Source organism: Streptomyces sp. PT12 (genome assembly GCF_003311645.1).
Taxonomy (GTDB): Bacteria; Actinomycetota; Actinomycetes; order Streptomycetales; family Streptomycetaceae; genus Streptomyces.
On sequence record NZ_QEST01000037.1, the window covers coordinates 19667 to 43329 of the forward strand.

General features: G+C 73.5%; 21 protein-coding genes. 10 read left to right on the forward strand and 11 right to left on the reverse strand.

From position 1 onward, the window contains the following. The first annotated feature begins 69 nt into the window (after positions 1–69). From DEH69_RS03925 to DEH69_RS03950, 6 genes are all read left to right on the forward strand, one after another. Complete coding sequence (locus tag DEH69_RS03925; RefSeq protein ID WP_147255392.1) at positions 70–1887, forward strand: PQQ-binding-like beta-propeller repeat protein; 1818 nt, start codon at positions 70–72, stop codon at positions 1885–1887. After that, positions 1884–2567, forward strand: a complete 684-nt coding sequence (locus DEH69_RS03930; RefSeq protein ID WP_113685464.1) for a response regulator transcription factor — start codon at positions 1884–1886, stop codon at positions 2565–2567. Before DEH69_RS03925 ends, DEH69_RS03930 begins: the two co-directional genes overlap by 4 nt. 610 nt (positions 2568–3177) lie before the next feature. Continuing rightward, positions 3178–4239 carry a galactose-1-phosphate uridylyltransferase gene (galT, locus tag DEH69_RS03935; RefSeq protein ID WP_113685465.1) on the forward strand — a complete coding sequence of 354 codons (1062 nt, stop codon included), beginning with the start codon at positions 3178–3180 and terminating at the stop codon, positions 4237–4239. Next, positions 4236–5249, forward strand: coding sequence for a UDP-glucose 4-epimerase GalE (galE, locus tag DEH69_RS03940; RefSeq protein ID WP_113685466.1), 1014 nt, complete (start codon positions 4236–4238; stop codon positions 5247–5249). Before galT ends, galE begins: the two co-directional genes overlap by 4 nt. Beyond that, positions 5246–6385: a galactokinase gene (gene galK, locus DEH69_RS03945; RefSeq protein WP_113685467.1), complete on the forward strand. Its 1140-nt coding sequence runs from the start codon at positions 5246–5248 to the stop codon at positions 6383–6385. The genes galE and galK overlap by 4 nt, the downstream gene beginning before the upstream one ends. 226 nt (positions 6386–6611) lie before the next feature. Beyond that, complete coding sequence (locus DEH69_RS03950; RefSeq protein ID WP_220131177.1) at positions 6612–7310, forward strand: response regulator transcription factor; 699 nt, start codon at positions 6612–6614, stop codon at positions 7308–7310. An 84-nt stretch (positions 7311–7394) separates the two neighbouring features. Here the strand turns inward: DEH69_RS03950 and DEH69_RS03955 are convergent, their stop codons facing one another. Continuing rightward, complete coding sequence (locus tag DEH69_RS03955; RefSeq protein ID WP_113685469.1) at positions 7395–7892, reverse strand: MarR family winged helix-turn-helix transcriptional regulator; 498 nt, start codon at positions 7890–7892, stop codon at positions 7395–7397. 69 nt (positions 7893–7961) lie between these two features. Here DEH69_RS03955 and DEH69_RS03960 point away from each other — a divergent pair, with 69 nt between their 5' ends. Both DEH69_RS03960 and DEH69_RS03965 read left to right on the forward strand, forming a co-directional pair. Further along, positions 7962–8789 carry a trans-aconitate 2-methyltransferase gene (locus tag DEH69_RS03960; RefSeq protein ID WP_113685470.1) on the forward strand — a complete coding sequence of 276 codons (828 nt, stop codon included), beginning with the start codon at positions 7962–7964 and terminating at the stop codon, positions 8787–8789. Positions 8790–8900: 111 nt separating this feature from the next. After that, entirely contained in the window at positions 8901–9305 is a 405-nt protein-coding gene (locus DEH69_RS03965) for a rodlin (RefSeq protein WP_113685471.1), read from the forward strand. Positions 9306–9457: 152 nt separating this feature from the next. Here DEH69_RS03965 and DEH69_RS03970 read toward each other — a convergent pair whose 3' ends face one another. Both DEH69_RS03970 and DEH69_RS03975 read right to left on the reverse strand, forming a co-directional pair. Continuing rightward, positions 9458–10156 carry a TetR/AcrR family transcriptional regulator gene (locus DEH69_RS03970; RefSeq protein WP_147255394.1) on the reverse strand — a complete coding sequence of 233 codons (699 nt, stop codon included), beginning with the start codon at positions 10154–10156 and terminating at the stop codon, positions 9458–9460. Continuing rightward, positions 10153–11160 (reverse strand): fatty acid desaturase, encoded by a 1008-nt coding sequence (locus DEH69_RS03975; protein ID WP_113685473.1) that lies wholly within the window; start codon positions 11158–11160, stop codon positions 10153–10155. Before DEH69_RS03975 ends, DEH69_RS03970 begins: the two co-directional genes overlap by 4 nt. 286 nt (positions 11161–11446) lie before the next feature. Between DEH69_RS03975 and ppc the strand changes: the two genes are divergently transcribed. Continuing rightward, a complete protein-coding gene (gene ppc / locus DEH69_RS03980; protein WP_258534416.1) occupies positions 11447–14182 on the forward strand; it encodes a phosphoenolpyruvate carboxylase in 2736 nt (911 codons plus the stop codon). A gap of 50 nt (positions 14183–14232) precedes the next feature. Here ppc and DEH69_RS03985 read toward each other — a convergent pair whose 3' ends face one another. Continuing rightward, complete coding sequence (locus DEH69_RS03985; RefSeq protein WP_113685475.1) at positions 14233–15258, reverse strand: GlxA family transcriptional regulator; 1026 nt, start codon at positions 15256–15258, stop codon at positions 14233–14235. An 86-nt stretch (positions 15259–15344) separates the two neighbouring features. Between DEH69_RS03985 and DEH69_RS03990 the strand changes: the two genes are divergently transcribed. Then, on the forward strand, positions 15345–16625 hold the full coding sequence (locus DEH69_RS03990) for an MFS transporter (protein ID WP_258534417.1): 1281 nt from the start codon (positions 15345–15347) through the stop codon (positions 16623–16625). Positions 16626–16658: 33 nt separating this feature from the next. Here DEH69_RS03990 and DEH69_RS03995 read toward each other — a convergent pair whose 3' ends face one another. The 7 genes from DEH69_RS03995 to DEH69_RS04025 all read right to left on the reverse strand — a co-directional run. Next, on the reverse strand, positions 16659–17174 hold the full coding sequence (locus DEH69_RS03995; RefSeq protein WP_258534415.1) for a hypothetical protein: 516 nt from the start codon (positions 17172–17174) through the stop codon (positions 16659–16661). Positions 17175–17261: 87 nt separating this feature from the next. Continuing rightward, positions 17262–17843, reverse strand: a complete 582-nt coding sequence (pth, locus tag DEH69_RS04000) for an aminoacyl-tRNA hydrolase (protein ID WP_113685477.1) — start codon at positions 17841–17843, stop codon at positions 17262–17264. Next, entirely contained in the window at positions 17843–18442 is a 600-nt protein-coding gene (locus tag DEH69_RS04005) for a 50S ribosomal protein L25/general stress protein Ctc (protein WP_113685478.1), read from the reverse strand. The genes pth and DEH69_RS04005 overlap by 1 nt, the downstream gene beginning before the upstream one ends. A gap of 173 nt (positions 18443–18615) precedes the next feature. Then, positions 18616–19593 carry a ribose-phosphate diphosphokinase gene (locus DEH69_RS04010; protein ID WP_113685479.1) on the reverse strand — a complete coding sequence of 326 codons (978 nt, stop codon included), beginning with the start codon at positions 19591–19593 and terminating at the stop codon, positions 18616–18618. Between the two features lie 89 nt (positions 19594–19682). After that, positions 19683–21140 (reverse strand): bifunctional UDP-N-acetylglucosamine diphosphorylase/glucosamine-1-phosphate N-acetyltransferase GlmU, encoded by a 1458-nt coding sequence (gene glmU / locus DEH69_RS04015; protein WP_113685482.1) that lies wholly within the window; start codon positions 21138–21140, stop codon positions 19683–19685. A 53-nt stretch (positions 21141–21193) separates the two neighbouring features. Further along, the gene (locus DEH69_RS31255; protein WP_181727245.1) at positions 21194–22114 is read right to left on the reverse strand and encodes a cellulose-binding protein; all 921 of its coding nucleotides are present in this window, start codon (positions 22112–22114) and stop codon (positions 21194–21196) included. A 132-nt stretch (positions 22115–22246) separates the two neighbouring features. Beyond that, on the reverse strand, positions 22247–23663 hold a 1417-nt coding region (locus tag DEH69_RS04025; RefSeq protein ID WP_181727246.1), incomplete at its 5' end, for an SUKH-4 family immunity protein.

Genomic DNA, 23663 nt, shown 5'->3' on the forward strand with positions numbered 1-23663 from the left:
CGACCGCAGTCCTTCGCCCGTCGCCCACGTGCCCAGCGCGGCCGTGGCCCACCGGCCCCAGGGGGATCCATGTCTCAGCCGCCACCGCCGAACCAGCCCCCAGGGCCGCCCCCCACGGGGGGCTACGGGCCGCCGCCCGAGCCGGGCCCTGGCCCCGGATCCGGCGACGGCACCGGTGGCTACGGCTTCCCCACGGCGCCCGCGCCCGGCACGCCGCCGTCGGCGCAGCCCGTGGTGCCTGGCGGCCAGCCGGGCCAGCCCGGCTATGGCTACCCGCAGCAGCCCCCGCCCCCCGCGACGCCCCCCTCGCCCTACGCCTCGCCGTACACGACGGGTGAGCAGACGGCCGGTGGCTCGTCGTTCGGCGCCCCGACCGCGCCGGGCCCTTACAAGGCGCCGACCCTCGGCTATGGCCCATCGGGCCCCGCCTTCCCGGGTCCCGGCGGGCCTTCGGGGCCGGTCGCGCCGGGCGGCCCGTCCGGTGGCCCGAGCCGCACCAAGATTCTCATAGCCGTGGCCACGGTGTTCGCGCTCGTGCTGGTGGCGGGGGGCGCGTATCTCGTCTTCGGCAACGACGAAGGCGGCGAGCCCGCGGCCCAGGAGGAGCCGAGCGGCGAGCCGGGCGGCGACGGGGGCGGGGGCGGCGAGGAGCCGGGCGGCGCCGCGCTGCCCGAGCAGGCGATCTCCGCCTCGCTCGCGTGGGAGGTGCCCGCGTTCGAGCCCACCCCGGAGGAGAGCCTGGTCGAGGCCAAGGGGCACTGGTGGCTCGACGACGCGTTTGTGCGCGTGATGCCCGACGAGGTCGTCTCCTACGACCTCGCGACCGGCGCCGAGAACTGGTCGCTGCCGTTCGAGTCCGCCGACGGCAACTGCCTTGCCTCGCCCAATGTCTCAGAGAACCGCATCGCGCTCCTCCAGGGCCGCGACTGCGAGGAGCTGACCGTGGTGGACATCTCCACGGGCGACGAGGTGCTGACGATGCCCCTCGACACGGTCCACTCGACCAGCTTCGACACCTACCCCTGGATCCTGGGCGACACCGTCGTCATCGGCACCGGCACGGCCGGGGTGGGCTACAGCATCAGCGAGGAGCGCAAGCTCTGGGAGAGCCAGTCGGCCGACCGGTGCAGCGAGACGGAGTTCATGGTCGTCGACGAGACGATCATCTCCGACTACCCGTGCGGCACGTTCTCCGAGCCCCAGGGCGGCAGCATCCGCGCCACCGACGAGGCGGGCCAGGAGCAGTGGGTCTGGGAGTACCCGGCCACCCACGAGGAGCTGATCGTGGATGTCACCGCGGTGCTCTCGGTCGAGCCGCTCGTGGTCGAGGTGTCGCTGAGCGAGGACGCCTTCGGCTCGGGTGAGAGCCAGCTGTGGGTGATCGACGAGGCGCACCAGGAGGTCCAGGCGGTCCTCGACTACAACACCGACCACTACACGGCGCCGTGCGAGGTCACGATCTTCCACAACTGCTCGGCCTCCGCCATCGCGGGCGGCTACCTCTTCCTGGCCACAATGGAGCCGGGGCTTGAGGGCAACGCGCTGGTGGCGTTCAACCTGTCGAACGGGCAGCCCGCCTACGAGGTCCGGCCGATCAACGGCGGTCAGATCCGGCCGTTCGGCGTCCAGGACGGTCAGGTCCTGGCGTATCAGGCGGCCACGACCGATCTTGAGGGCATGGTCGTCGCCGTCGATCCCGAGACGGAGGAGATCCGGCCCATCATGGCGCTCGACCGCGCCGCGCGGGCCCAGGAGGCGTCGATGGGGGGCAGCCTCTTCCCGCACGACCAGCAGCCGCTGTGGCGGGACGACACGTTCATCCTGGTCAACTTCAAGTTCTACAGCGAAGCCCTGAACGAGCCCCGCGCGATGCTGGTCTACCGGTGAGCGTGCGCGTCGTCGTCGTCGACGACAGGCGGCTGGTCGCCGAGGCCCTGGCCTCGGCCCTGCGGGTGCGCGGCCACCGGGTGCTCGGCGCTGGCGCGCCGGTGAGCCGCGCGGCCGACCTGGTGGTGGGCAAGCAGCCCGACGTGTGCCTGCTCGGCTCGCTCGAACCCGACGCCCCCGGCGCGCTCGACCCGGTGCAGCGGATACGGCGCGAGTGCCCCCGCGTGGCCGTCGTCGTGCTCGGCCCCGTGCCCCGGCCGCGTGGCGTCGCCGCCGCGTTCGCGGCCGGGGCACGCGGCTATGTGCGGCACGACGAGCGGATCGACGGCGTGGAGCGCGCGATGTTCAGGGCCAAGGCGGGCGACGCGGCGGTGTCGCCGCAGCTGCTGAGGGAGGCGTTCGCGGAGCTGCTGCACCCGAGGACCGGCGCGGAGGCGGAGGGCGCGCGCCTCGCGGCGCTGCTGACGGAGCGCGAGGCGGACGTCCTGATGCGGATCGTGGACGGCGAGGACACCCGCCGCATCGCGGCGGGCCTCGGCGTCGCCCCCAGCACGGCGCGCACGCATGTGCAGCGGCTGCTGACCAAGCTGGGGACTGCGTCCCGCCTCGAAGCGGCGGCCCTCGCGGTCCGCACCGGCCTTGTGGACCACCTCCCGCACCACCACCGGGCGCCCTGCTAGACCCTTGCCGGAGGCCCCCGCGGCACCCCTGGCAGGGAACGGCCCCCTCGCCGGAAGGGGTTCCCCTCGCGGGCGCGTACTCGCGCGCCGGGGCGGCCTCGCACCGAGCCCGCGCCCCGGCAACCACCCCGCCGACGGAGGCGTTCCTCCGGGTCGGGTGACACCCTGCCGGGAGGTGCGGGGCGCCCGCGCCGGGGGCGCCTTTGCGTCGGGCCCGTGCTCCGGCAGCTATCCCTCGCCGGAGGCGTTTCCCCCGCGCCGGGGCACGTGTTGCCCACGTCTGGCCGGGAGCGGCCTCTCGCCTGAGGCGCCTTTGCGTCGGGGCCGCGCCCCGGAAATCACCCCCGCCGAGAGGCGCCCCTGCCAGGAGGCACGCGGCCCCAGCGCCGGGAGGCGCCCGCCGTCGAAGACGCCCCCTTGCCGGAGGGCGCCGCCCCGGCCGGAGGCGGCCCTCGCCAGGAGGCGGCGCCCCGCCGCAGGCGGGTTGTGACGGGGAGGGGGCGGCCAGGCGCGGCTGGGCCCGTGGGTTGCCTGTCCGCGGGACTGTAGCTGTATGCTTCCTTATGTTGAATTCTGTTGGAGTGCGCCGACTCTGGATCTGGACCGGGTGATGAAGAGGACCACGACCCGCCTCGCCGACGGCCGCGAGCTGTTCTATTACGACCGCGCCGACGGCACCCCCCGCACCGCGGTGGACCGCAGGCCGCTGCCGCCCGTCGACCGTTCCGTCGCGCCCTCCGAGATCCGGCACCACCCGCTCCTCGGCGAGCCCGTCGGCTACGCGGCCCACCGCCAGGCCCGCACCTACCACCCCCCCGCCGACCAGTGCCCGCTGTGCCCCTCGCGGGGCGACCGGCTGAGCGAGATACCCGCGGAGAGCTACGAGGTGGCGGTCTTCGAGAACCGCTTCCCCTCCTTCGGCGGCGGCACGGGACGCTGCGAGGTCGTGTGCTTCACCTCCGAGCACGACGCGTCGTTCGCCTCGCTCACCGAGGAGCAGGCCGCCCTCGTGCTCCACGCCTGGACCGACCGCACCGCCGAGCTGCTGCGGCACCCCGGCGTGACGCAGGTCTACTGCTTCGAGAACCGGGGCGCCGAGATCGGCGTCACCCTGGCCCACCCGCACGGCCAGATCTACGGCTATCCCTATGTCACGCCGTTCACCCGGCGCGCCGTCGACGCCGTCGCCGAGCACCGGGCCCGCACCGGGGCCAACCTCTACGACGAGATCGTCGCGGCCGAGCGCGCCGAACGCCGCCGCGTGGTGCTCGAGACGGGCGCGTGGACGGCGTTCGTGCCGCACGCGGCCCGCTGGCCCTACGAGGTGCACCTCTACCCGCGCCGCCGCGTCCCCGACCTGACGGCGCTCGACGAGGCGGCGCGCGCCGAGCTTCCCGCCGTCTATCTGGAGCTGCTGCGCCGTTTCGACCGGATCTTCGGGCCCGACGCCCCGCCCACGCCCTATATTTCCGGCTGGCATCAGGCGCCCGTCGGCATCGCGGACGAAGCCCGCGACGACTTCGCGCTGCACCTCGAGCTGTTCACGATCCGGCGCAGCCCGGGCAAGCTGAAGTTCCTCGCGGGCTCGGAGTCGGGCATGGGCGCCTTTGTGAACGACGTTCTGCCGGAGGCTGCTGCCGACCGGCTGCGAGAGGTGGCGAGCGGCATATGAGCAACTACCTGGTGACCGGGGGAGCGGGCTATGTCGGCGGGGTCGTTGCGGCCCATCTGCTGGCCGCTGGCCACCGCGTGACGGTGCTCGACGACCTGTCCACGGGCTTTCGCGCGGGCGTCCCCGCGGGCGCCGACTTCGTCGAGGGCCGCGTCCAGGACGCGGGTGAGCACCTCGACGCCAGCTATGACGCCGTGCTGCACTTCGCCGCGTTCTCCCAGGTCGGCGAGTCTGTGGCCCATCCGGAGAAGTACTGGCGGAACAACGTCGGCGGCACCATCGAACTCCTCGCCGCCATGCGGGACTCCGGGGTCGCGACCCTGGTGTTCTCCTCCACGGCCGCCGTCTACGGCGAGCCGGAGACCACGCCCATCACCGAGGACGCCCCCACCGCGCCCGGCAGCCCGTACGGCGCGTCCAAGCTCGCCGTCGACCACATGATCAGCGGCGCGTGCGCGGCCCACGGCCTGGCCGCCGTCTCGCTGCGCTACTTCAACGTCGCGGGCGCCCACTCCTCGCCCGCGGGCCGCCAGGGCGAGCGGCACGACCCGGAGAGCCATCTCATCCCGCTGGTCCTCCAGGTCGCCCAGGGCCGCCGCGAGGCCATCTCGGTCTACGGCACCGACTACCCCACCCCCGACGGCACGTGCGTGCGCGACTACATCCACGTGGACGACCTGGCCGACGCCCACCTGCTCGCCCTCGGCGCGGCCACCCCGGGCGAGCACCTGATCTGCAACCTCGGTAACGGCAGCGGCTTCTCCGTCCGCGAGGTCATCGAGACCGCCCGCCGCGTCACCGGGCACGCCATCCCCGAGGTTCAGGCCCCACGCCGCGCCGGTGACCCGGCCGTGCTCGTCGCCTCGGCCGAACGGGCCAGGACCCGCCTCGGCTGGACCCCGTCCCGCCCCGAGCTGGCCGGAATCATCGCCGACGCCTGGACGTTCACCCAGCGCGCCACTGCCGCCGGGACGACCGGCGCCACGACCCGTGAGGGGAGCGCCACATGACCGACCACGAGCAGCTGTTCGGCGCCGCCCCCGAGGGGCTGTGGGCCGCCCCTGGCCGGGTCAACCTCATCGGCGAGCACACCGACTACAACGAGGGCTTCGTGATGCCCCTCGCCCTCCCGCGGACCATCAAGGCCCTGGTCTCCCGCCGCGCCGACCGCCTCCTGAGGCTCCACTCGGGCCACGAGCCCGACGCCGAGCCGGTCACCGTCGACCTGGACGACCTGGCGCCCGGATCGGTCCCCGGCTGGGCCGCCTACCCCGCGGGGGTCGCCTGGGCGCTCGCCGACGCGGGCCACGAGGTCGGCGGCGCGAACATCTCGTTCGACTCCGACGTCCCCACGGGCGCCGGGCTCTCCTCGTCCGCCGCGCTCGAGGTCGTCACCGCGCTGGCCCTGAGCGACCTGGGCGGCCTCGGCCTGCCACCCGAGACCCTGGCCCGCCTCTCCCAGCGCGCCGAGAACGACTTCGTCGGCGTCCCCAGCGGCATTCTCGACCAGATGGCCTCCGCGTGCTGCGTCGCCGGGCACGTCCTGCACCTGGACACGCGCGACCTCGGGCGCCGTCAGGTGCCGTTCGCCATGGCCGTCGAGGGGCTGCGGCTGCTCGTCGTGGACACCCGGGTCAAGCACGCCCACGCCGACGGCGCCTACGCCAAGCGCCGCGCGGAGTGCGAGGCGGGCGCGGCCGAGCTTGGCGTGCCGTTCCTGCGCGACGTGGACCACGCCAACCTCGACGCCGCGCTGGCGCGGCTGTCCAACCCGGTCGTGCGCCGCCGCGTGCGGCACGTGGTCACCGAGGACCGGCGCGTCGAACGCGTCATCGACCTGCTCGACGCGGGCCGCGCCCGGGACATCGGCCCGGTCCTCACCGAGGGCCACGCCTCGCTGCGCGACGACTTCGAGGTCTCCTGCCCCGAGTTGGACCTGGTCGTCGCGGCCGCGGTGGACGCGGGCGCGCTCGGCGCCCGGATGACAGGCGGCGGCTTCGGCGGCTCGGCCATCGTGCTGGTGGACGAGGACGCGGCGGAGGTGACGGGAACGGCCGTGCGAGAGGAGTTCGCGGCGCGCGGGCTCGCGGCACCGCGCGTGTTCGAGGCGATCCCTTCGGCGGGCGCCCAGCGCGTCCCGCTGTGATCGCTTCGATATCGCCTCTTCCGCGAAACCCCTACCGCCACCGGCCCGCGCCCGTACTCTGAGGGGATAGCACCGGTGGGGGCCGGTGCTGATCAGGGGGCGAGAGCGGTGGGTGCGGCGCCAAGGACTCCTCACCGGTGCCGACGCGGCGGCGGCCGTGGCGGCCCCGCCGGGGGCACGGGCGCCGCGCCCGCCGGCCCGACTCACCGTGAGCCGAGGGGCAGTTGTGGACCGTATTCGGGTGCTGGTCGTCGACGGGCACCGGATCTTCGCCGAGTCGCTGGCCACCGCGCTCACCGCGGAGCAGGACGTCGAGGCGACGGCCGTCGGGACCGTCGCCGCCGCCCTGCACGTCATCGAACGCGCCAGAGCGGGGGGCGAGCCGCCCTACGACGTGCTGCTGCTCGACGCCGACCTGGACGGTGCCGCCGCCGCGGCGCCCGAAGAGGAGTCCCTGCTGGCCATGGCGGCCGAACGCCTTCCCGCCCTTCGCTCTGTCATGCTCGCGGCAGAAGACGACGCCGCCCAGGCCGCGGCGGCCCTGGGCGCGGGCGCCTCGGGCTGGGTCGCCAAGGACAGCTCGCTCGCCCGGCTGCTTCAGGTCATCCGCGGCGTGCTGCGCGGCGAGACGCATGTGCCCCCCGCCCTGCTCACCGGCGTGCTGCGCGAGCTGCACCGCGACCGCCACCACCGCAGCGAGCACCAGCGCCTCGTCGAGTCGCTGACGCCGCGCGAGCTCGAGGTGCTGCGGTGCATGCTGGCGGGCCTGGGTCGCAAGGCCGTCGCCGAGCGCCTCTACCTCTCCCCGCACACCGTGCGCACCCACATGCAGAACGTCCTGGGCAAGCTCGGCGTCCACTCCACCCTCGCCGCCGTGGCGCTGGCACGCCGGGCGGGCGTCCCACCTGCCGACCCCGCCACATGACGCCCGAGCCGGATGGGGGTACCTCCCCGGGGGTCCCTCCCTGGGGGTCCCCCCGGACGGAGTCTGGGGGAGAGAACGCCGCGCCTACGCCGGGGTGTTGTCGAACGGTGCCGTCAGGTGGCGCAGCAGCGCGGCAAGCTCGCGGCGCTGGGCGCCGGTCAGCCCGCCGAGCAGCGCGCGCTCCTGGGCGAGGAGGCCCGACAGGGCGCCGTCCGCGTGGCGCTGTCCCGTGACCGTGAGCCGCACGAGCACGCCCCTGCGGTCGGTGGGGTCGGGGAGCCGTTCGACCAGGCCCTTCTTGGCCAGCCTGTCGATCCGGTTGGTCATGGTGCCCGAGGTCACCAGCGTCTGGGTGAGCAGCTGCCCGGGCGAGAGCTGATACGGGCTGCCCGCCCGGCGCAGGGCCGTGAGGACGTCGAACTCCCACGGCTCGAGCTGGTGCTCGGCGAACACCAGGCGCCGGGCCCGGTCGAGGTGGCGGGCCAGCCTGCTGACCCGGCTCAGCACTTCGAGCGGCTCCACGTCGATGTCGGGCCGCTCGCGCCGCCAGGCCGCCACCAGCCGGTCAACCTCGTCCTCCATGCCCCCAGTCTAGGCGTTCCCTCGACATGAAGTCTCTTGATATCGAGATAGTGGCGGTACGATCGTCCCATGGCTCCTGTATCGCCCCTGGACCAGTGGGATCCCGCCCAGTACGCCCGCCACAGCGAGGACCGCGCCCGGCCCCTGCGCGACCTGATCGCGCGCGTCCCCGCGCTCCCCGCCGCGCCCCGGATCGCCGACCTCGGCTGCGGCCCAGGGCGCCCCAGCCTGCTGCTCGCCGAGCGCTGGCCCGACGCCCGCGTCACCGGCTACGACAACTCCGACGCGATGCTCGCCGAGGCCGCGGCCCTTGCGGGTCCCTTCCCCGGTGGCGCGGGCTCGCTCGCCTTCGCCCATGCCGACCTCGCCACCTGGCGCCCGGCCGAGCCATTCGACCTGATCCTGTCCAACGCCGCGCTCCAGTGGGTCCCGGGCCATGCCTCGGCCTTCCCCGAGTGGGTCGCGGGCCTGGCCCCTGGCGGGGCGTTGGCGTTCCAGGTCCCAGGGAACTTCGCGGCCCCCAGCCATGTCCTGATGCGCGAGCTGTGTGCGAGCCCCCGCTGGCGCGACCGCCTCGGCGGCGTCCTGCGCCACCCCGACGCCGTGCTGTCCCCGAAGGGCTACTTCGAGGTGCTTGCCGGTCTCGGCTGCGCCGTGGACGTGTGGGAGACCACCTACCTCCACCTCCTGCCCGGCGATGACCCGGTCCTCGACTGGCTACTCGGCACCGGACTGCGCCCGGTGCTGACCGCGCTCGATGGCGACCCGGGGGCGCGTGAGGCGTTCGTCGGGGAGTTCCGCGACGCCCTGCGCGCCGCCTATCCGCCAGGCCCGCACGGCACCCTGTTCCCCTTCCGCAGGGTCTTCGCCGTGGCCACGTCAGCCGAACGCCGATAGGGCAACGGCGTTGGGCGATTCGGGTGAACGCCGACAACCGAATCCGCCCAGGCGCGTTGTGCAGGTCGCTCCAGAAACAGGGCATTCAAGAGAACTCGGAAGGACAAGCTAGTGATCAAGAAGACGCTTGCCACGGCTGCCATCGCGGCCTCCGCCGTCGGCGCCGTCGGAGTCGCCGCCGCCCCGGCGATGGCCATCGGTGGGGACGCCGGTCACGAGACGGTCAACGGCAACGGGTCCGCCAAGCTCTACGGCAACACCACCACCGGTGGCACCATGAGCCCGAACATGGCCCTGATCAACGGCTCGCTGAACGACCTGTGCATCCCGGCCCTGCCGAACACGACCGCTCAGAGCATCGTCGGTCTGGTCAACGTCGGCCTGGACGACATCCTGTCCAGCCAGCCGCAGCAGTACTGCAACGACAACTCCACCCAGATCGACGGCGACGACCCGCTGTCCAAGCTGCTGTCGGACCTGTCGCTCCTCTCGGAAAACGGCGTCAGCGAGCACTGACGAATCCGCGTCGCCAACGCGGGCTCCGGGTTCTTCGGCCTTCTTCTCCGGCGCTCCGCACCGCACGACCCCCTCCCGGGACCTTTGGGTCCCGGCGAGGGGGTCGCGGCGTTTTCAACGGGGGCGGCGTTCCACGCGAAAGGCGCGGGCGCTCACGTGCGGCGGTGGCCGACCAGGCGGGGGCTGTGGTCGAGGCCCTGGAGGCCGTTCCAGGCGAGGTTCACCAGGTGGGCGGCCACCTCGGCCTTCTTGGGCTTGCGCGCGCTCAGCCACCACTGGCCGGTCAACGCCACCATCCCCACGAGCGCCTGCGCGTATATCGGCGCCAGCTTGGGGTCGTAGCCACGGCTCTTGAACTCGTGCCCCAGGATGTCCTCGACCTGGGTGGCGATGTCGCCGATGAGCGAGGCGAAGGTCCCGGTGGACTGCGCCACCGGCGAATCGCGCACCAGGATGTGGAAGCCGTCGGTGTACTGCTCGATGTAGTCGAGCAGGGCGAACGCCGCCTGTTCGAGCAGCTCCCTGGGGTGCCCCGCGGTCAGGGCGCCGGTCACCATGGACAGCAGGCGGCTCATCTCGCGGTCCACGACGACCGCGTAGAGGCCCTCCTTGCCGCCGAAGTGCTCGTAGACCACCGGCTTGGAGACGCCCGCCTTGGCGGCGATCTCCTCCACGGACGTGCCCTCGAAGCCGCGTTCGGCGAAGAGAGTGCGGCCGATGTCGAGCAACTGCTCCCTGCGCTCGGTGCCGGTCATTCTCCGGCGGGCCCGCCGCGGGGTCCTGGCCGGTCGCTCCGGCCTGTCCTTGCCACTGCCCTTGATGCTGTTGTCGGTCGCCACGGACCCCATCATGCCGCGTGGGCGGTGGCCGCTTCCTTACGGTTTTCCCCAGGCTCGGTATGGGGATCGTTTCGCTTGGCGTCGATGCGTGACCGCTTGGGCCAGCGAACGTCATAGACCCAGCCCGCCTTCTCGAACCAGCGGATGAGCCGGGCGCTCGAGTCGAGCTGCCAGCGGTCCACGCCGTGCCTGGCGCACGTGGGGTCGGCGTGGTGGAGGTTGTGCCAGGACTCGCCGCACGAGAGGACCGCGAGCCACCACACGTTGCCCGAGCGGTCGCGGGACTTGAACGGCTGCTTGCCCGTCGCGTGGCAGATCGAGTTGATCGACCAGGTCACATGGTGCAGCAGGGCGACGCGGACCAGCGAGCCCCAGAAGAACGCGCTGGCCGCGCCCTGCCACGACCACGTCGCGAGCCCGCCGATCAGCGCGGGCAGGGTCAGGGAGACCACCGTCCACAGCACGAACTGGCGCGAGACGCGCCGGGTGACCGGGTCCTTGATCAGATCGGGCGCGTACTTCTGCTGGGGCGTCTGCTCGGTGTCGAACATCCAGGCCATGTGGGCCCACCACAGCCCCTTGAGCAGCGCGGGCAGCGTCTCGCCGTAGCGCCAGGGGGAGTGCGGGTCGCCCTCAGCGTCCGAGTGCTTGTGGTGCTTGCGGTGGTCGGCGACCCACCGCACCAGCGGGCCCTCGACGGCCATCGACCCGGCGATGGCCAGCGCGACGCGCAGAGGCCGCTTGGCCTTGAACGCCCCGTGCGTGAAGTACCGGTGGAAGCCGATGGTGATGCCGTGGCAGCCGAGGAAGTAGAACGCCACGAGCAGGGCGATGTCGAGCCAGCTGACGCCCCAGCCCCAGGCCAGGGGCACCGCGGCCACCAGGGCCACGAAGGGGACGACGATGAAGAGGAGCAGGGCGACCTGCTCGACCGAGCGGCGCTGCTCGCCGCCGAGGGTCGCGGACGCTGTCGCGGTCGCCGAGGGCGTGGACTCAAGGTCCTGGGGTGTGGACATGGGCTTTTCCTTGGGGGGAGAAGAAGCGTTAAGGAGGGCTTCAGCCACCTACGGGACCGTAACCTACGGCATCGTAAGTATCGCCGCTCGCCAGCGGGCCCCCTGGCCCTCACGACCGGGTGACGGCGAGGTGACCACCGCGTGCGGCTCGCTCACTACGATGGAGCGTGCCGGACAACGCGGTCCGCCATGTGCCATCGACCTGCCGGAGCAGTCCGCCGCGAGGAGCCGCACTGTGAGCAGTCCCGATCGTCAGCCCAAGCCGGAGACGTCCGGCGTCACCGACATCCCGGACGCCAAGGGGGCGCCGGAAAGCAGTAGCGCGCTGCGCGCCGACATCCGCCGTCTCGGTGACCTCCTGGGCGAGACGCTGGTCCGCCAGGACGGGCCCGAGCTGCTCGATCTCGTCGAGCGCGTCAGGGCGCTGACCCGCAGCGACGGGGAGGCGGCGGCCGCGCTGCTCGGCGGCACCGACCTGGTGACCGCGGCCAAGCTGGTCCGGGCGTTCTCCACGTACTTCCACCTGGCGAACGTCACCGAGCAGGTGCACCGAGGGCGTGAGCTGCGCGAGCGCAGGGCCGCGGTGGGCGGCGAGCTGTCGCGCACCGCCGACATGCTCAAGGACGCCGATCCGGCCCATCTGCGGCAGACCGTGGCCAACCTCGGGGTGCGGCCCGTGTTCACCGCGCACCCCACGGAGGCCGCGCGCCGCTCGGTGCTGACCAAGCTGCGCAAGATCGCCGAGCTGCTCGACCACCCCGAGCACGAGCACGGCGGCGACCGGCGGCGCACCGATCTGCGCCTCGCGGAGAACATCGACCTGATCTGGCAGACCGACGAGCTGCGCGTGGCCCGCCCCGAGCCCGCCGACGAGGCGCGCAACGCCGTCTACTACCTGGACGAGCTGCACGCGGGCGCCGTGGGCGACGTGCTTGAGGACCTGGCCACCGAGCTGGAGCGGGCCGGGGCGCCGCTGCCCACGGGCGGCAGGCCGCTGACGTTCGGCACCTGGATCGGCGGCGACCGCGACGGCAACCCCAACGTCACGCCGTCCGTGACGTGGGACGTGCTGCTGCTCCAGCACGAGCACGGCATCAGCAGCGCGCTGCGGCACATCGACGAGCTGCGCAGCGCCCTGTCCAACTCCATCAGGAACTCGGGCGCCAGCCAGGTCCTGCTCGACTCGCTCGCCCGCGACCTGGAGGCGCTGCCCGAGATCACCCCGCGGTACAAGCGGCTCAACGCCGAGGAGCCCTACCGCCTCAAGGTCACCTGCATCCGGCAGAAGCTGGTCAACACCCGGACGAGGCTGGCCGACGACGCCCCGCACGTGCCGGGCCGCGACTACCTGGGGACCGGTGAGCTGCTCGACGACCTGCGGGTCGTGCAGACGTCGCTGCGCGAGCACAAGGGCGGGCTCATCGCCGACGGGCGGCTCGAGCGGCTGATGCGGACGCTGGCCGCGTTCGGCATCCAGCTCGCCACCATGGACGTCCGCGAGCACGCCGACGCCCACCACCACGCGCTCGGCCAGCTCTTCGACCGGCTGGGCGAGGAGTCCTGGCGGTACGCGGACATGCCGCGCGAGTACCGGACCAAGCTGCTGGCCAGGGAGCTGCGTTCGCGCAGGCCGCTGGCGCCGACGCCCGCGCCGCTCGACGAGGCGGGCGCGAAGACGCTCGGCGTCTTCGAGACGGTCCGCAAGGCGCTTGAGACCTTTGGCCCCGAGATCATCGAGTCGTACATCATTTCGATGTGTCAGGGCGCGGACGACGTGTTTGCCGCGGCCGTCCTGGCGCGTGAGGCCGGGCTGATCGACCTGCACGCCGGATGGGCGCGGATCGGGATCGTTCCGCTGCTTGAGACGACCGACGAGCTGAGGATCGCGGACAAGCTCCTCGACTCGATGCTGTCCGACCCCTCCTACCGCCGCCTGGTCTCGCTGCGCGACGACGTGCAGGAGGTCATGCTCGGGTACAGCGACTCGTCGAAGTTCGGCGGGATCACCACGTCGCAGTGGGAGATCCACCGCGCCCAGCGGCGGCTGCGCGACGTGGCGCACCGGCACGGGGTGCGGCTGCGGCTCTTCCACGGCAGGGGCGGCACGGTCGGCAGGGGCGGCGGTCCCACGCACGACGCGATCCTGGCGCAGCCGTGGGGCACGCTCGAGGGCGAGATCAAGGTCACCGAGCAGGGCGAGGTCATCTCCGACAAGTACCTGGTGCCCTCCCTCGCCAGGGAGAACCTGGAGCTGACGGTCTCCGCGACGCTCCAGGCGTCCGCGCTGCACACCGCGCCGCGCCAGTCGCAGGAGGCTCTGGCCCGCTGGGACGCGGCGATGGACACCGTCTCCGACGTCGCCCACACCGCCTATCGTCGCCTGGTCGAGGACCCCGACCTCCCCGCGTACTTCTTCGCCTCGACGCCCGTGGACCAGCTCGCCGAGCTGCACCTGGGCTCGCGCCCCTCGCGCCGCCCCGACAGCGGCGCGGGCCTCGACGGGCTGCGGGCGATCCCGTGGGTGTTCGGCTGGACGCAGTCGCGGCAGATCGTGCCGGGGTGGTTCGGGGTGGGCTCGGGGCTGCGCGCGGCCCGCGAGGCGGGGCTCGACGACGTGCTGGGCGAGGCGTACGAGCACTGGCACTTCTTCCGCAACTTCCTGTCGAACGTCGAGATGACGCTCTCCAAGACGGACCTGCGGATCGCCAGGCACTATGTCGAGACGCTCGTGCCCGACGACCTGCGGCACGTCTTCGCCACGATCGAGGCCGAGCACGCGCTGACCGTGGCCGAGGTGCTGCGCATCACAGGCGAGCGCGAGCTGCTTGACGCCAACCCCGCGCTCCAGCGGACGCTGCGCATCAGGGACGCCTACCTCGACCCGATCTCCTACCTCCAGGTCACGCTGCTGCACCGGCAGCGCGAGGCGGCGCGGCGCGGCGAGGAGCCCGACCAGCTGCTGTCGCGGGCGCTGCTCCTGACCGTCAACGGCGTGGCGGCGGGCCTGCGCAACACCGGCTGAGCCGTTGCCACCGCTCTTCCGGCCCGATGCCCGCTCAGCCCGCCGCCCGCTCAGCCCGCCGCCGCGCGGAACGTGCGGCGGTAGGCGCTCGGCGAGACGCCGAGCGCGGCCTGGAGGTGCTGCCGCATCGACGCGGCCGTGCCGAAGCCCGCCGCGTCCGCGACCCGGTCGACCGGCAGGTCGGTCTCCTCAAGCAGCCGCCTGGCCCGTTCCACGCGCTGGACGGTGAGCCACCGCTGCGGGGAGACGCCGGTCTCCTCGCGGAAGCGGCGGGTGAACGTCCGCACCGACATCGCCTCGCGCGCCGCCAGGTCGCGCAGCGTCAGCGGCGTGTGGAGATGGTCGAGCGCGAATGCCCGCGCGCGCTCCGTCGAACGCGCCCTGGGCGCGGGCACCGGGCGCTCGGTGAACTGCGCCTGCCCCCCGTCCCGATGGGGCGGGACGAGCGTGCGGCGGGCCACCGAGTTGGCGACCGAGGCGCCGAAGTCCGAACGCACCAGGTGCAGGCACAGGTCGACCCCTGACGCGACCCCGGCCGAGGTCAGCACGAGGCGTTCGCCCGCGCGGTCCTCGGTGTAGAGGATGTCGGGCGCCAGCAGGACGCCGGGGAACAGCTTCGCGAAGCGCTCGCACGAGGCCCAGTGTGTGGTGGCCCGCCGCCCGTCGAGCAGCCCGGCCGCCGCGAGGACGAACGCGCCGGTGCAGATCGACGCGACGCGCGCCTTCGGGCGGATCCGGGCCAGGGCGGCGGCGAGGTCGGGCGGGAGCGCGCCCGTCAGCTCGGTCACATGGCCGTGGGCGGCGGGGACGATCACCGTTTCGGCCTCGGCCAGCGCCTCGGGCCCGTGCGGCACATGGATCGTGAAGTCCGCGTCGGTGCGCGTCTCGCCGGGCGTGACGCCGCACGTCACCACCTCGTACAGCGGATCGCCCGCCGCCGTCCCGGCGCGCCCCATCAGGCGGTGCACGATGCCCACCTCGATCGGCAGCAGGCCGTGCCGCACCAGCACGGCGACCCGGTGGCGGCCGTCGTTCCCGAACACGCTCATGGCCCGATCCTTGCACAGCATGGCCATCGGGCCACTCGCCCCGGGCGGCGCCCGACCCGCAGGCTCATGGGGTGACCAGCACCGAGCCCTCGTCCACCGCGGGGACAGCCACCGTGTCGGCGCTTCCCCCGCGCCCCGCGTCCCGCGTGCACCCCGCGTGGTGGGTCGCGGCCGTGTCGTTCCTCGTCCTGATCGGCGCGGCGGGCTTCAGGGCCGCGCCCGGCGTGCTGATCGACCCGCTGCACGAGGAGTTCGGCTGGTCGCGCGGCGGCATCTCGTTCGCCGTCTCGGTCAACCTGCTGCTCTACGGCTTCACCGCGCCGTTCTCCACCGCGCTCATGGAGCGTTACGGCATACGCCGCGTCGTCACGGGCGCGCTCGTGCTGATCTCGGTGGGCAGCGGGCTGACCGTCTTCATGAACGCCCAGTGGCAGCTGGTGCTCTGCTGGGGCGTGCTGGTCGGCCTGGGCTCGGGGTCGATGGCCTTGGCGTTCGCGAGCACGGTCGCGGCGCGCTGGTTCGTCGCACGGCGCGGCCTGGTCACCGGCATCCTCACGGCGGGCGGCGCCGCGGGGAACCTGGTCTTCCTGCCGATCGTCGGCCTGCTCGCCGATGGCCCGGGATGGCGGGCCGCCGCGGTGGCCGTCGCGCTGTGTGCGCTCGCCGTCGTGCCGCTCGCGCTGTGGCGGCTGCGCGACCGGCCCGAGGACATCGGGTTCGCCCCGTACGGCGCTCCCGCCGACTGGGCCCCGGCCCCCCGCCCGTCCGGGGGCGCGGCCGCGCGGGCCGTCGGCGCGCTCGCTTCGGCCGTGCACACGCGGGTGTTCTGGCTGCTCGCGGTCTCGTTCGCGATCTGCGGCGCCTCCACCAACGGCCTGATCGGCACCCACTTCGTGCCGGGCGCCCACGACCACGGCATGCCCGTGCCGGTCGCGGCCTCGCTGCTCGCCGTCATCGGCGTCTTCGACCTGGTCGGCACGGTCTTCTCCGGCTGGCTGACCGACCGCTACGACCCGCGCAGGCTGCTCGCGGTCTACTACGGCCTGCGCGGCGTCTCGCTGCTCTTCCTGCCGACGCTGCTCGCCGAGTCGGTGCACCCGCCGATGCTGCTGTTCATCGCGTTCTACGGCCTCGACTGGGTGGCCACCGTGCCGCCCACGATCGCGCTGTGCCGCGAGCACTTCGGCGATGACGCGGCCGTCGTCTTCGGCTGGGTGCTGGCCTCGCACCAACTGGGCGCGGCGGTCGTGGCGTTCGGCGCCGGGGTGATCAGGGACGTCACCGGCTCCTACGACCTGGCCTGGACGGTGTCGGGCGCGCTGTGCGCGGTGGCGGCGGTGCTGGTCATGGTGATCGCCGCCCGCCGCGCCAGCCCACCCGCCCCCACGGGTTGAGGCAGGTCCGCGCTGAGTCAGGTCCGCGCTGAGTCAGATCCACAGGGCGAACGTCGCGAGCAGCGCCGCGAGCGCCCCGCCCGCCATGGCCCACGCCGTGCGGTACAGGCGCAGCCCGCCGCCGATCACCACGGCCGCCATGAGCAGCGCGCCCATGAGCGGAAGGGCCGCGTAGAGCGCGCCCGCGGCCCCGGTGCGCACGGCCTCGTCGCCGCCGGGGCGCAGCGCGACATCGACGCGCTCGCCCTCCTCGCGGGCGATGACCTGCCGGAGCACGACCGTCTCGCCCGTGCTGGCCAGCGTCCCGGTGCACGCGTCGCGGCCGCATGCGACCAGCGTCATCGTGGAGCGCTCCCGGCCCTCGGCCATCACCGCGTCCCTCACCGGGTCGTACGACGCCCACCCGCCCGCGGCCACCAGGAACGCCGCGAGCAGCCAGACGAACGCCGACCGCGCCACCCGCAGCGCCCCGTGCGCGCCACGCCCGGTGCGGCGGGCGCGTTCGCGCGGGACGGTGCGGGTGGCGCCGGTGGCGCCGGTGGCGGACATGCGCAGATCCTTGGCCAAGGCCATGCGCGCGGTCAACCCCCGTGGGGCGTTCACCGGGCGAGCCACGGGCGTTCCCCGCGGTGGACGTCACCCGTTGAACGCGCCCTGCGCCCGCTCCAGACCCTCGGTGACCAGCGCCTCGACCGCGTCGGCCGCCCGGTCCACGAAGTAGTCGAGCTCCTTGCGCTCGGTCGTGGAGAAGTCCCGCAGCACATAGGCCGCGACGTCCATCCGGCCCGGCGGGCGGCCGACGCCGAAGCGGACGCGGCAGTAGTCGCGGCCCAGCGAACCGGTGATGGACTTCAGGCCGTTGTGCCCGTTGTCCCCGCCGCCCCGCTTGAGCCGCAGCACGCCGTAGCCGATGTCCAGCTCGTCGTGGACGACCACGAGCCGCTCGGGCGGCACCCGGTAGAACGTGCTGAGCGCGGTCACCGGGCCGCCCGAGAGGTTCATGAACGACTGGGGCTTGGCCAGCACCACCCGGGGACCGCCCGCGCCCGGGGCGCCCAGGCGCCCATCGAGCACCGAGGCGCGCGCCTTGTGCGCCTTGAACGCGCCGCCGATCCGGGCGGCGAGCAGGTCCGCGACCATGAAGCCGACGTTGTGCCGGTTGCCCGCGTACTGGGGTCCCGGGTTCCCGAGACCCACGATCAGCCAGGGCTCTTCCATCAGGCGGTGGCGGGCTCCTCGGCCCCCTCTTCACCCGCGCCCTCGGCCGCGGGCTCCTCGGCCTGCGGCTGGAGCACCTGGATCACCACGTCCTCGCCGTCGATGGCCAGCGTCGTGCCGCTGGGCAGCGCGATGTCCTTGGCCAGGATCGAGGAGCCGACCTCAAGACCATCGACGGAGACGGTGACCGACTCGGGGATGTGGGTGGCCTCGGCCTCGACGGGCAGGGCGCTCAGCACGTGCTCAAGCAGGCCGCCGCCAGGGCCGACCTCGCCCTCGGTCACGATCGGGATCTCGACCGTGACCTTCTCGCCGCGCTTGACGATCAGCAGGTCGAGGTGGACCAGGAAGCCGCGGATGGCCTCGCGCTGGACGGCCTTGGGGATCACCAGCTCCTCGCGGCCCTCGATGTCCAGGGTGATCAGGACGTTGGGGGTCTTGAGCGCCATCATCAGCTCGTGGCCCGGCAGGGTCACATGCACGGGCTCGGCGCCGTGCCCGTAGATGACGGCGGGCACCTTGCCCGCGCCACGGATGCGGCGCGACGCGCCCTTGCCGAACTCGGTGCGCGACTGCGCCGCGATCTTCACATCAGCCATGGCTGCACTCCTCCTTGGGGGTCCCTCGGGATCGGGACGCGACACGTCACCCGGCCCCGGAGGACCCTGCCAAGGACAGCGCGTCGATAACGGACGAGCCCCGAACCGGGACCCTCCCTCGCCGAGCAACCCCAGGAGTCTAACGACCCGGAACCGGGCCCGGCGCGCCCCCCTTACGCGTTGCCCTCGAACAGGCTGGTCACCGAGCCGTCCTCGAAGACCTCGCGGACCGCGCGGGCGATCGTCGGGGCCATCGACAGCACGGTGATCTTGTCGAGCGCCACCTGCCGCGGCGTGGGAAGGGAGTTGGAGAAGATGAACTCGCTCACCCGCGAGTTCTTCAGGCGGTCCGCCGCGGGCCCTGACAGGACGCCGTGCGTCGCCGCCACGATGACGTCCTCCGCGCCGTTGGCGAAGAGCGCGTCCGCCGCCGCGCAGATCGTGCCGCCCGTGTCGATCATGTCGTCCACCAGCACGCACACCCGGCCGTCGACGTCGCCGACGACCTCGTGCACCGTGACCTGGTGCGCCACGTCGGGGTCGCGCCGCTTGTGCACGATGGCGAGCGGCGCCGCGAGCCGGTCCGCCCAGCGGTCGGCCACGCGCACGCGCCCCGCGTCCGGCGAGACCACCGTCAGCTTGGCGCGGTCCACGCGGCTGCCGATGTAGTCGGTGAGGACGGGAAGCGCGAACAGGTGGTCAACGGGCCCGTCGAAGTACCCCTGCACCTGGTCCGCGTGGAGGTCCATCGTGATGATCCGGTCCGCGCCCGCGGTCTTGAGCAGATCCGCCATCAGCCGGGCCGAGATGGGCTCACGGCCGCGGTGCTTCTTGTCCTGGCGGGCATAGCCGTAGAACGGGATGATCACCGAGATCGACCGCGCCGACGCCCTCTTGAGGGCGTCGATCATGATGAGCTGCTCCATGATCCACTTGTTGATGGGCGCCGTGTGGCTCTGCATCAGGAAGCAGTCGGCGCCGCGCACCGACTCCTGGAAGCGCACATAGATCTCACCGTTGGCGAAGTCCCTGGCCTTGGTCGGGACGAGCCCCACACCCAGTTCGTCGGCGACCTCCTGCGCCAACTCGGGGTAGGCGCGGCCGGTGAACAGCATCAGCTTCTTCTCGCCGGTGGTCTTGATCCCGGTCACAGTACGTCTCCTTGGTGTGTGTCACCCTCGTGCACCCCGATGGGCCACCCTCTACCGTACGCCCCCTTTACGCGCCCCTTATGCCCCCTCTATGCCTCGCCCCGCGGGTGTTCCGCCGCAGCTAGAGCGGCCTCGGCCGCCCTCGCCGCCTCGGAGCCCGGGCGCTTGCGCGCGACCCAGCCGTCGATGTTCCGCTGCTGGCCCCTGGCTACGGCGAGTGATCCCGGGGGGACGTCCCGCGTGATGACCGAACCCGCCGCCGTGTAGGCGCCGTCGCCGATCGAGACCGGCGCCACAAACATGTTGTCGGAGCCCGTCTTGCAGTGACTCCCCACCGTGGTGTGGTGCTTGGCCTCGCCGTCGTAGTTCACGAAGACGCTGGCGGCGCCGATGTTGGTGTGGTCGCCGATGGTCGCGTCGCCCACGTAGGAGAGGTGCGGCACCTTGGTGCCCTCGCCGATCGAGGCGTTCTTCGTCTCCACGAACGTGCCCGCCTTGGCCCCGGGGCCAAGGACCGTGCCGGGGCGGAGATAGGCGAAGGGCCCCACCTTCGCGCCCGCGCCGATCCGCGCGCCGTCCGCCACCGTGTTCACCACCTGCGCGCCCGCGCCCACCTCGGTGTTCGCGAGGCGGCAGTTGGGGCCCACCTCCGCGCCCTCGGCCACGTGCGTCGCGCCGAGCAGCTGCGTGCCGGGGTGCACCACCGCGTCGGGCTCGAACGTCACGCCCGCGTCCACCCAGGTCGTCGCCGGGTCCACCACCGTGACCCCGGCCAGCATGGCGCGCTCAAGCAGGCGGTCGTTGAGCGCGCGGCGCGCGGTGGCCAGCTGCACGCGGTTGTTGATGCCCGCCAGCTCCAGGTGGTCGGCCGCGAGCAGCGCGCCCACGCGGTGGCCCTCGTCGCGCAGGATCGTCAGCACATCGGGCAGATACTCCTCGCCCTGGGCGTTGTCCGTGGTCACGCGGGTGAGCGCGTGGGCGAGCAGCGCGCCGTCGAACGCGAAGACGCCCGAGCTGACCTCGCGGACCGCCAGCTGCTCGGGCGAGGCGTCCTTGTGCTCCACGATCCGGGTGACCGCGCCCTCGCCGTCCCTGAGCACCCGGCCGTAGCCGGTCGCGTCGGGCACCTCGACCGTGAGCACCGTCACGGCGTTCCCCTGGGTGGCGTGCGCCCTGGCCAGGGCGGCCAGGGTCGTGGGCGTCTGCATCGGGATGTCCCCGCACGTCACCAGGACCGTGCCCGCCTCGGGCGCCTTCACCAGCGCGTCGAGCCCGGCGCGCACGGCGTCCGCCGTCCCGCGCCGCTCGTGCTGCACCGCGACGCGCGCCCCCGGATCGGTCTCCCTGAGGTGCGCCTCCACCGCCTCGCGCCCGTGCCCCACGACCACCACCAGCTCATCGGGCGTCAGCTCCCGGCAGGCGGTGACCACATGGCCGAGCAGCGAGCGGCCGCAGATGTCGTGCAGCACCTTGGGCTTGGCTGACTTCATGCGGGTCCCCTCTCCCGCTGCGAGAACGATGACGGCTGCCGGAGGGCTTGAGCTCACGGGGATCGTGTCCTTCATGTGCGGGGTTCGAGGGTTTCCGAGAATACCGAGCCCTACTCCGCGGGCCCGGTCTCCTCCCGCCAGGGCCTCCCCTCGGGCTCGCGCCCCTGGCGGCGCGGGGTGCGGCCCGTCAGGCTCGCCAGCGTCGTGCGGATGTGCGCCAGGTGCGCGCGCACCTGGTCCGAGCGCTCCTCCAGGTCGCGCACGACCTCCTCGCTCTCGCGCTCCACGCGCTGGCGGCGCACGCGGGCGTCCGCCAGCAGCTCGGCGCGCCTGGCCTCCGCCGCGTCGTCGCGGGCGCGCGCCTCGGCGGCGGCGTCCGCCAGGTCGCGCCGGGCGCGCCTCAGCGTGGAGTCGGCGCGCGCCGTCAGCTCGGCCACCCTGGCGTCGGTCTCGGCCTCGCGCGCGGCCAGGTTGGCGCGCAGGGCGTTCGCCGCCGCGGCCTGGCCGCGGCGCTGGTCGGCGAGCAGCGCGGCGCAGCGGCGTTCCACCTCGGCGAACGCCGCCGCGGCGCGCTCGCGCACGGCCGCGGCCCGGCGGCGCGCGTCGTCGAGCAGGCGCCCCGCGCTCTCCTCGGCCGCCGCCACCGCGGTGTCGGCCGCCGCGTCCGCGCCCGCGCGGGAGCGCGCCGCCGCCTCCCCGGCCTCGGCGCGCAGCGCGCGCGCCGCGTCGGCCGCGGCGTCGAGCAGCCGCCTGGCCTCGGTCTCCGCGTCGTCGCGCAGCTCGGCCGCCTCGGCCTCCACCTCGGCCAGCAGCTCGCGCGCCCGGTCGCTGAGCGAGTGGAACGTCTGCGGCGGCAGCGCGGCCACCGCGGCGGTCAGCCGCTCCGCCTCGCGCGACATCGCCTCCACGCGCAGGCTCAGCTCGGCCAGCCTGCGCCACGCCGCGTCCCGCTCGCGGCCGAGCGCGGCCATCGCCTCGTCCACCTGGCGCGGCTGATAGCCCCTGCCGCGCGCCGTGGGAAACCCCGTCATACGCCAATGATCCCCTGCACGGCGGGTCTTACCGGCGAACGCGAAGGAAAGTCCGCCCGCGACGGTCGAGTTGTGACCCGTCAGGGACCGCCTGCGGTCACCGGTGATCGTCCGCGGTCGTCGGGGGCCGCCTCAGAGCAGCCCGTCCCACATCTGCTCCAGAAGGACCGACCACCAGCTCTCCGGGTCCGCCACCGCCATCGGGTCGAGCGAGGCGAGCTGCGCCTGGAAGTCGGTCGTCCAGCGGCCCGCCTGCTCGGAGTTGAGCCCGAGGCGCAGCCGCCACATCCGCCCGAGCAGCGCCATGCAGCGGGCGAACTGCGGCAGCGACGCGTTCACGAACTGCGGCGGAACGGGCCCGCCCTGGTCGATCTCCAGCGGCACCGCCACGATCGCGGCCGTGCCGTACTGGACGCAGATCTGCCGCCCGAAGTCGGTGCCCATCACGAGGTAGGAGCCCGCGTCGGGGCTCGGCTGCACGCCGCGCTCCATCGCGACCTCGGCGAGCGTGGGCACCGGGCGCCCGGGCTGGGCCTGCGCCCAGAAGAACGGCCCGATCTCCAGCGGCAGCCCCGACCACAGCAGCGTCTGCTGCACGATCTCGGGAACGCCGTGCCGCGACACCGTCTGCGGCGTGTAGCGGAACACCCCCTGCGGCCCGAACGCCTGCGCAAGCTCCTGCCCGATCACATCGAGGCCCACGGCGGGCGCCGGGTGCTGCTGCGGCAGCGGCGCGCGCACCGGCGCCGAGCGCTGCGGCCCGTCCGCGAACTGCTGCAACTCGTCCTGATGCTCCACCAGATGGCGCACTCCCGCCTGACGCGACGCCAGGTCGCGCCCGTAGGCGGCGGTGTGCGTGATGCGCACCTGCGGCCAGGTCTCCCTGATCATCCGCGCGCAGTACCCGCCGGGCAGCTCGCACGACTGCAACTCGGTGTGCAGCTCGATGACCTGCTGCGGGGGAACGTTCATCGCGTACAGCTCGTGCAGGATCTGCCACTCGGGGTGCGGCATGCCGGGTGCCGAGCGACGGATCAGCTGCTGCTCGGAGCCGTCGGGGGCGCGATAGCGCAGGACCGCCATGTACCCGGAGCCGACGGTGGGTTGGGCCTGCGGCGGATAGCCGTAGCCGCCCGCCTGCGGGTAGCCGTAGCCGCTCGGGCCCGGGGGCGGTGGCGGCGTGCCTTGGCCCGGTGGGGGCGCGCCTGGGCCTGGAGACGGTGCGCCTGGGCCTTGTGGCGGCGCGCCTGGGCTTTGCGGCGGCGTGGGCTGCCCCGGGTTGCGCAGGGAGGCCACGATGTCGGGGTCCACGGTCTGGGTCGGCACATAGGCGCCCGCGTCGTCCGTGCCCGAAGGGTCGGGCGGCCGCGGAGGACCTGGCCTGGCGGGCGCGCCAGGCGCGCCAGGCGCCCCCGGCGGCGGCGGCACGGCGGCGCCCCTGCCGCCGGGGGGGCTTGGCGGGCCGCCGAGCGGGCCCGCCGTCGACTTGTGGGTGTCGGCGCTCGCCAGGTCGGCCGCGCCCCCGCCGCCCGGCACGGGCGCCGGGACT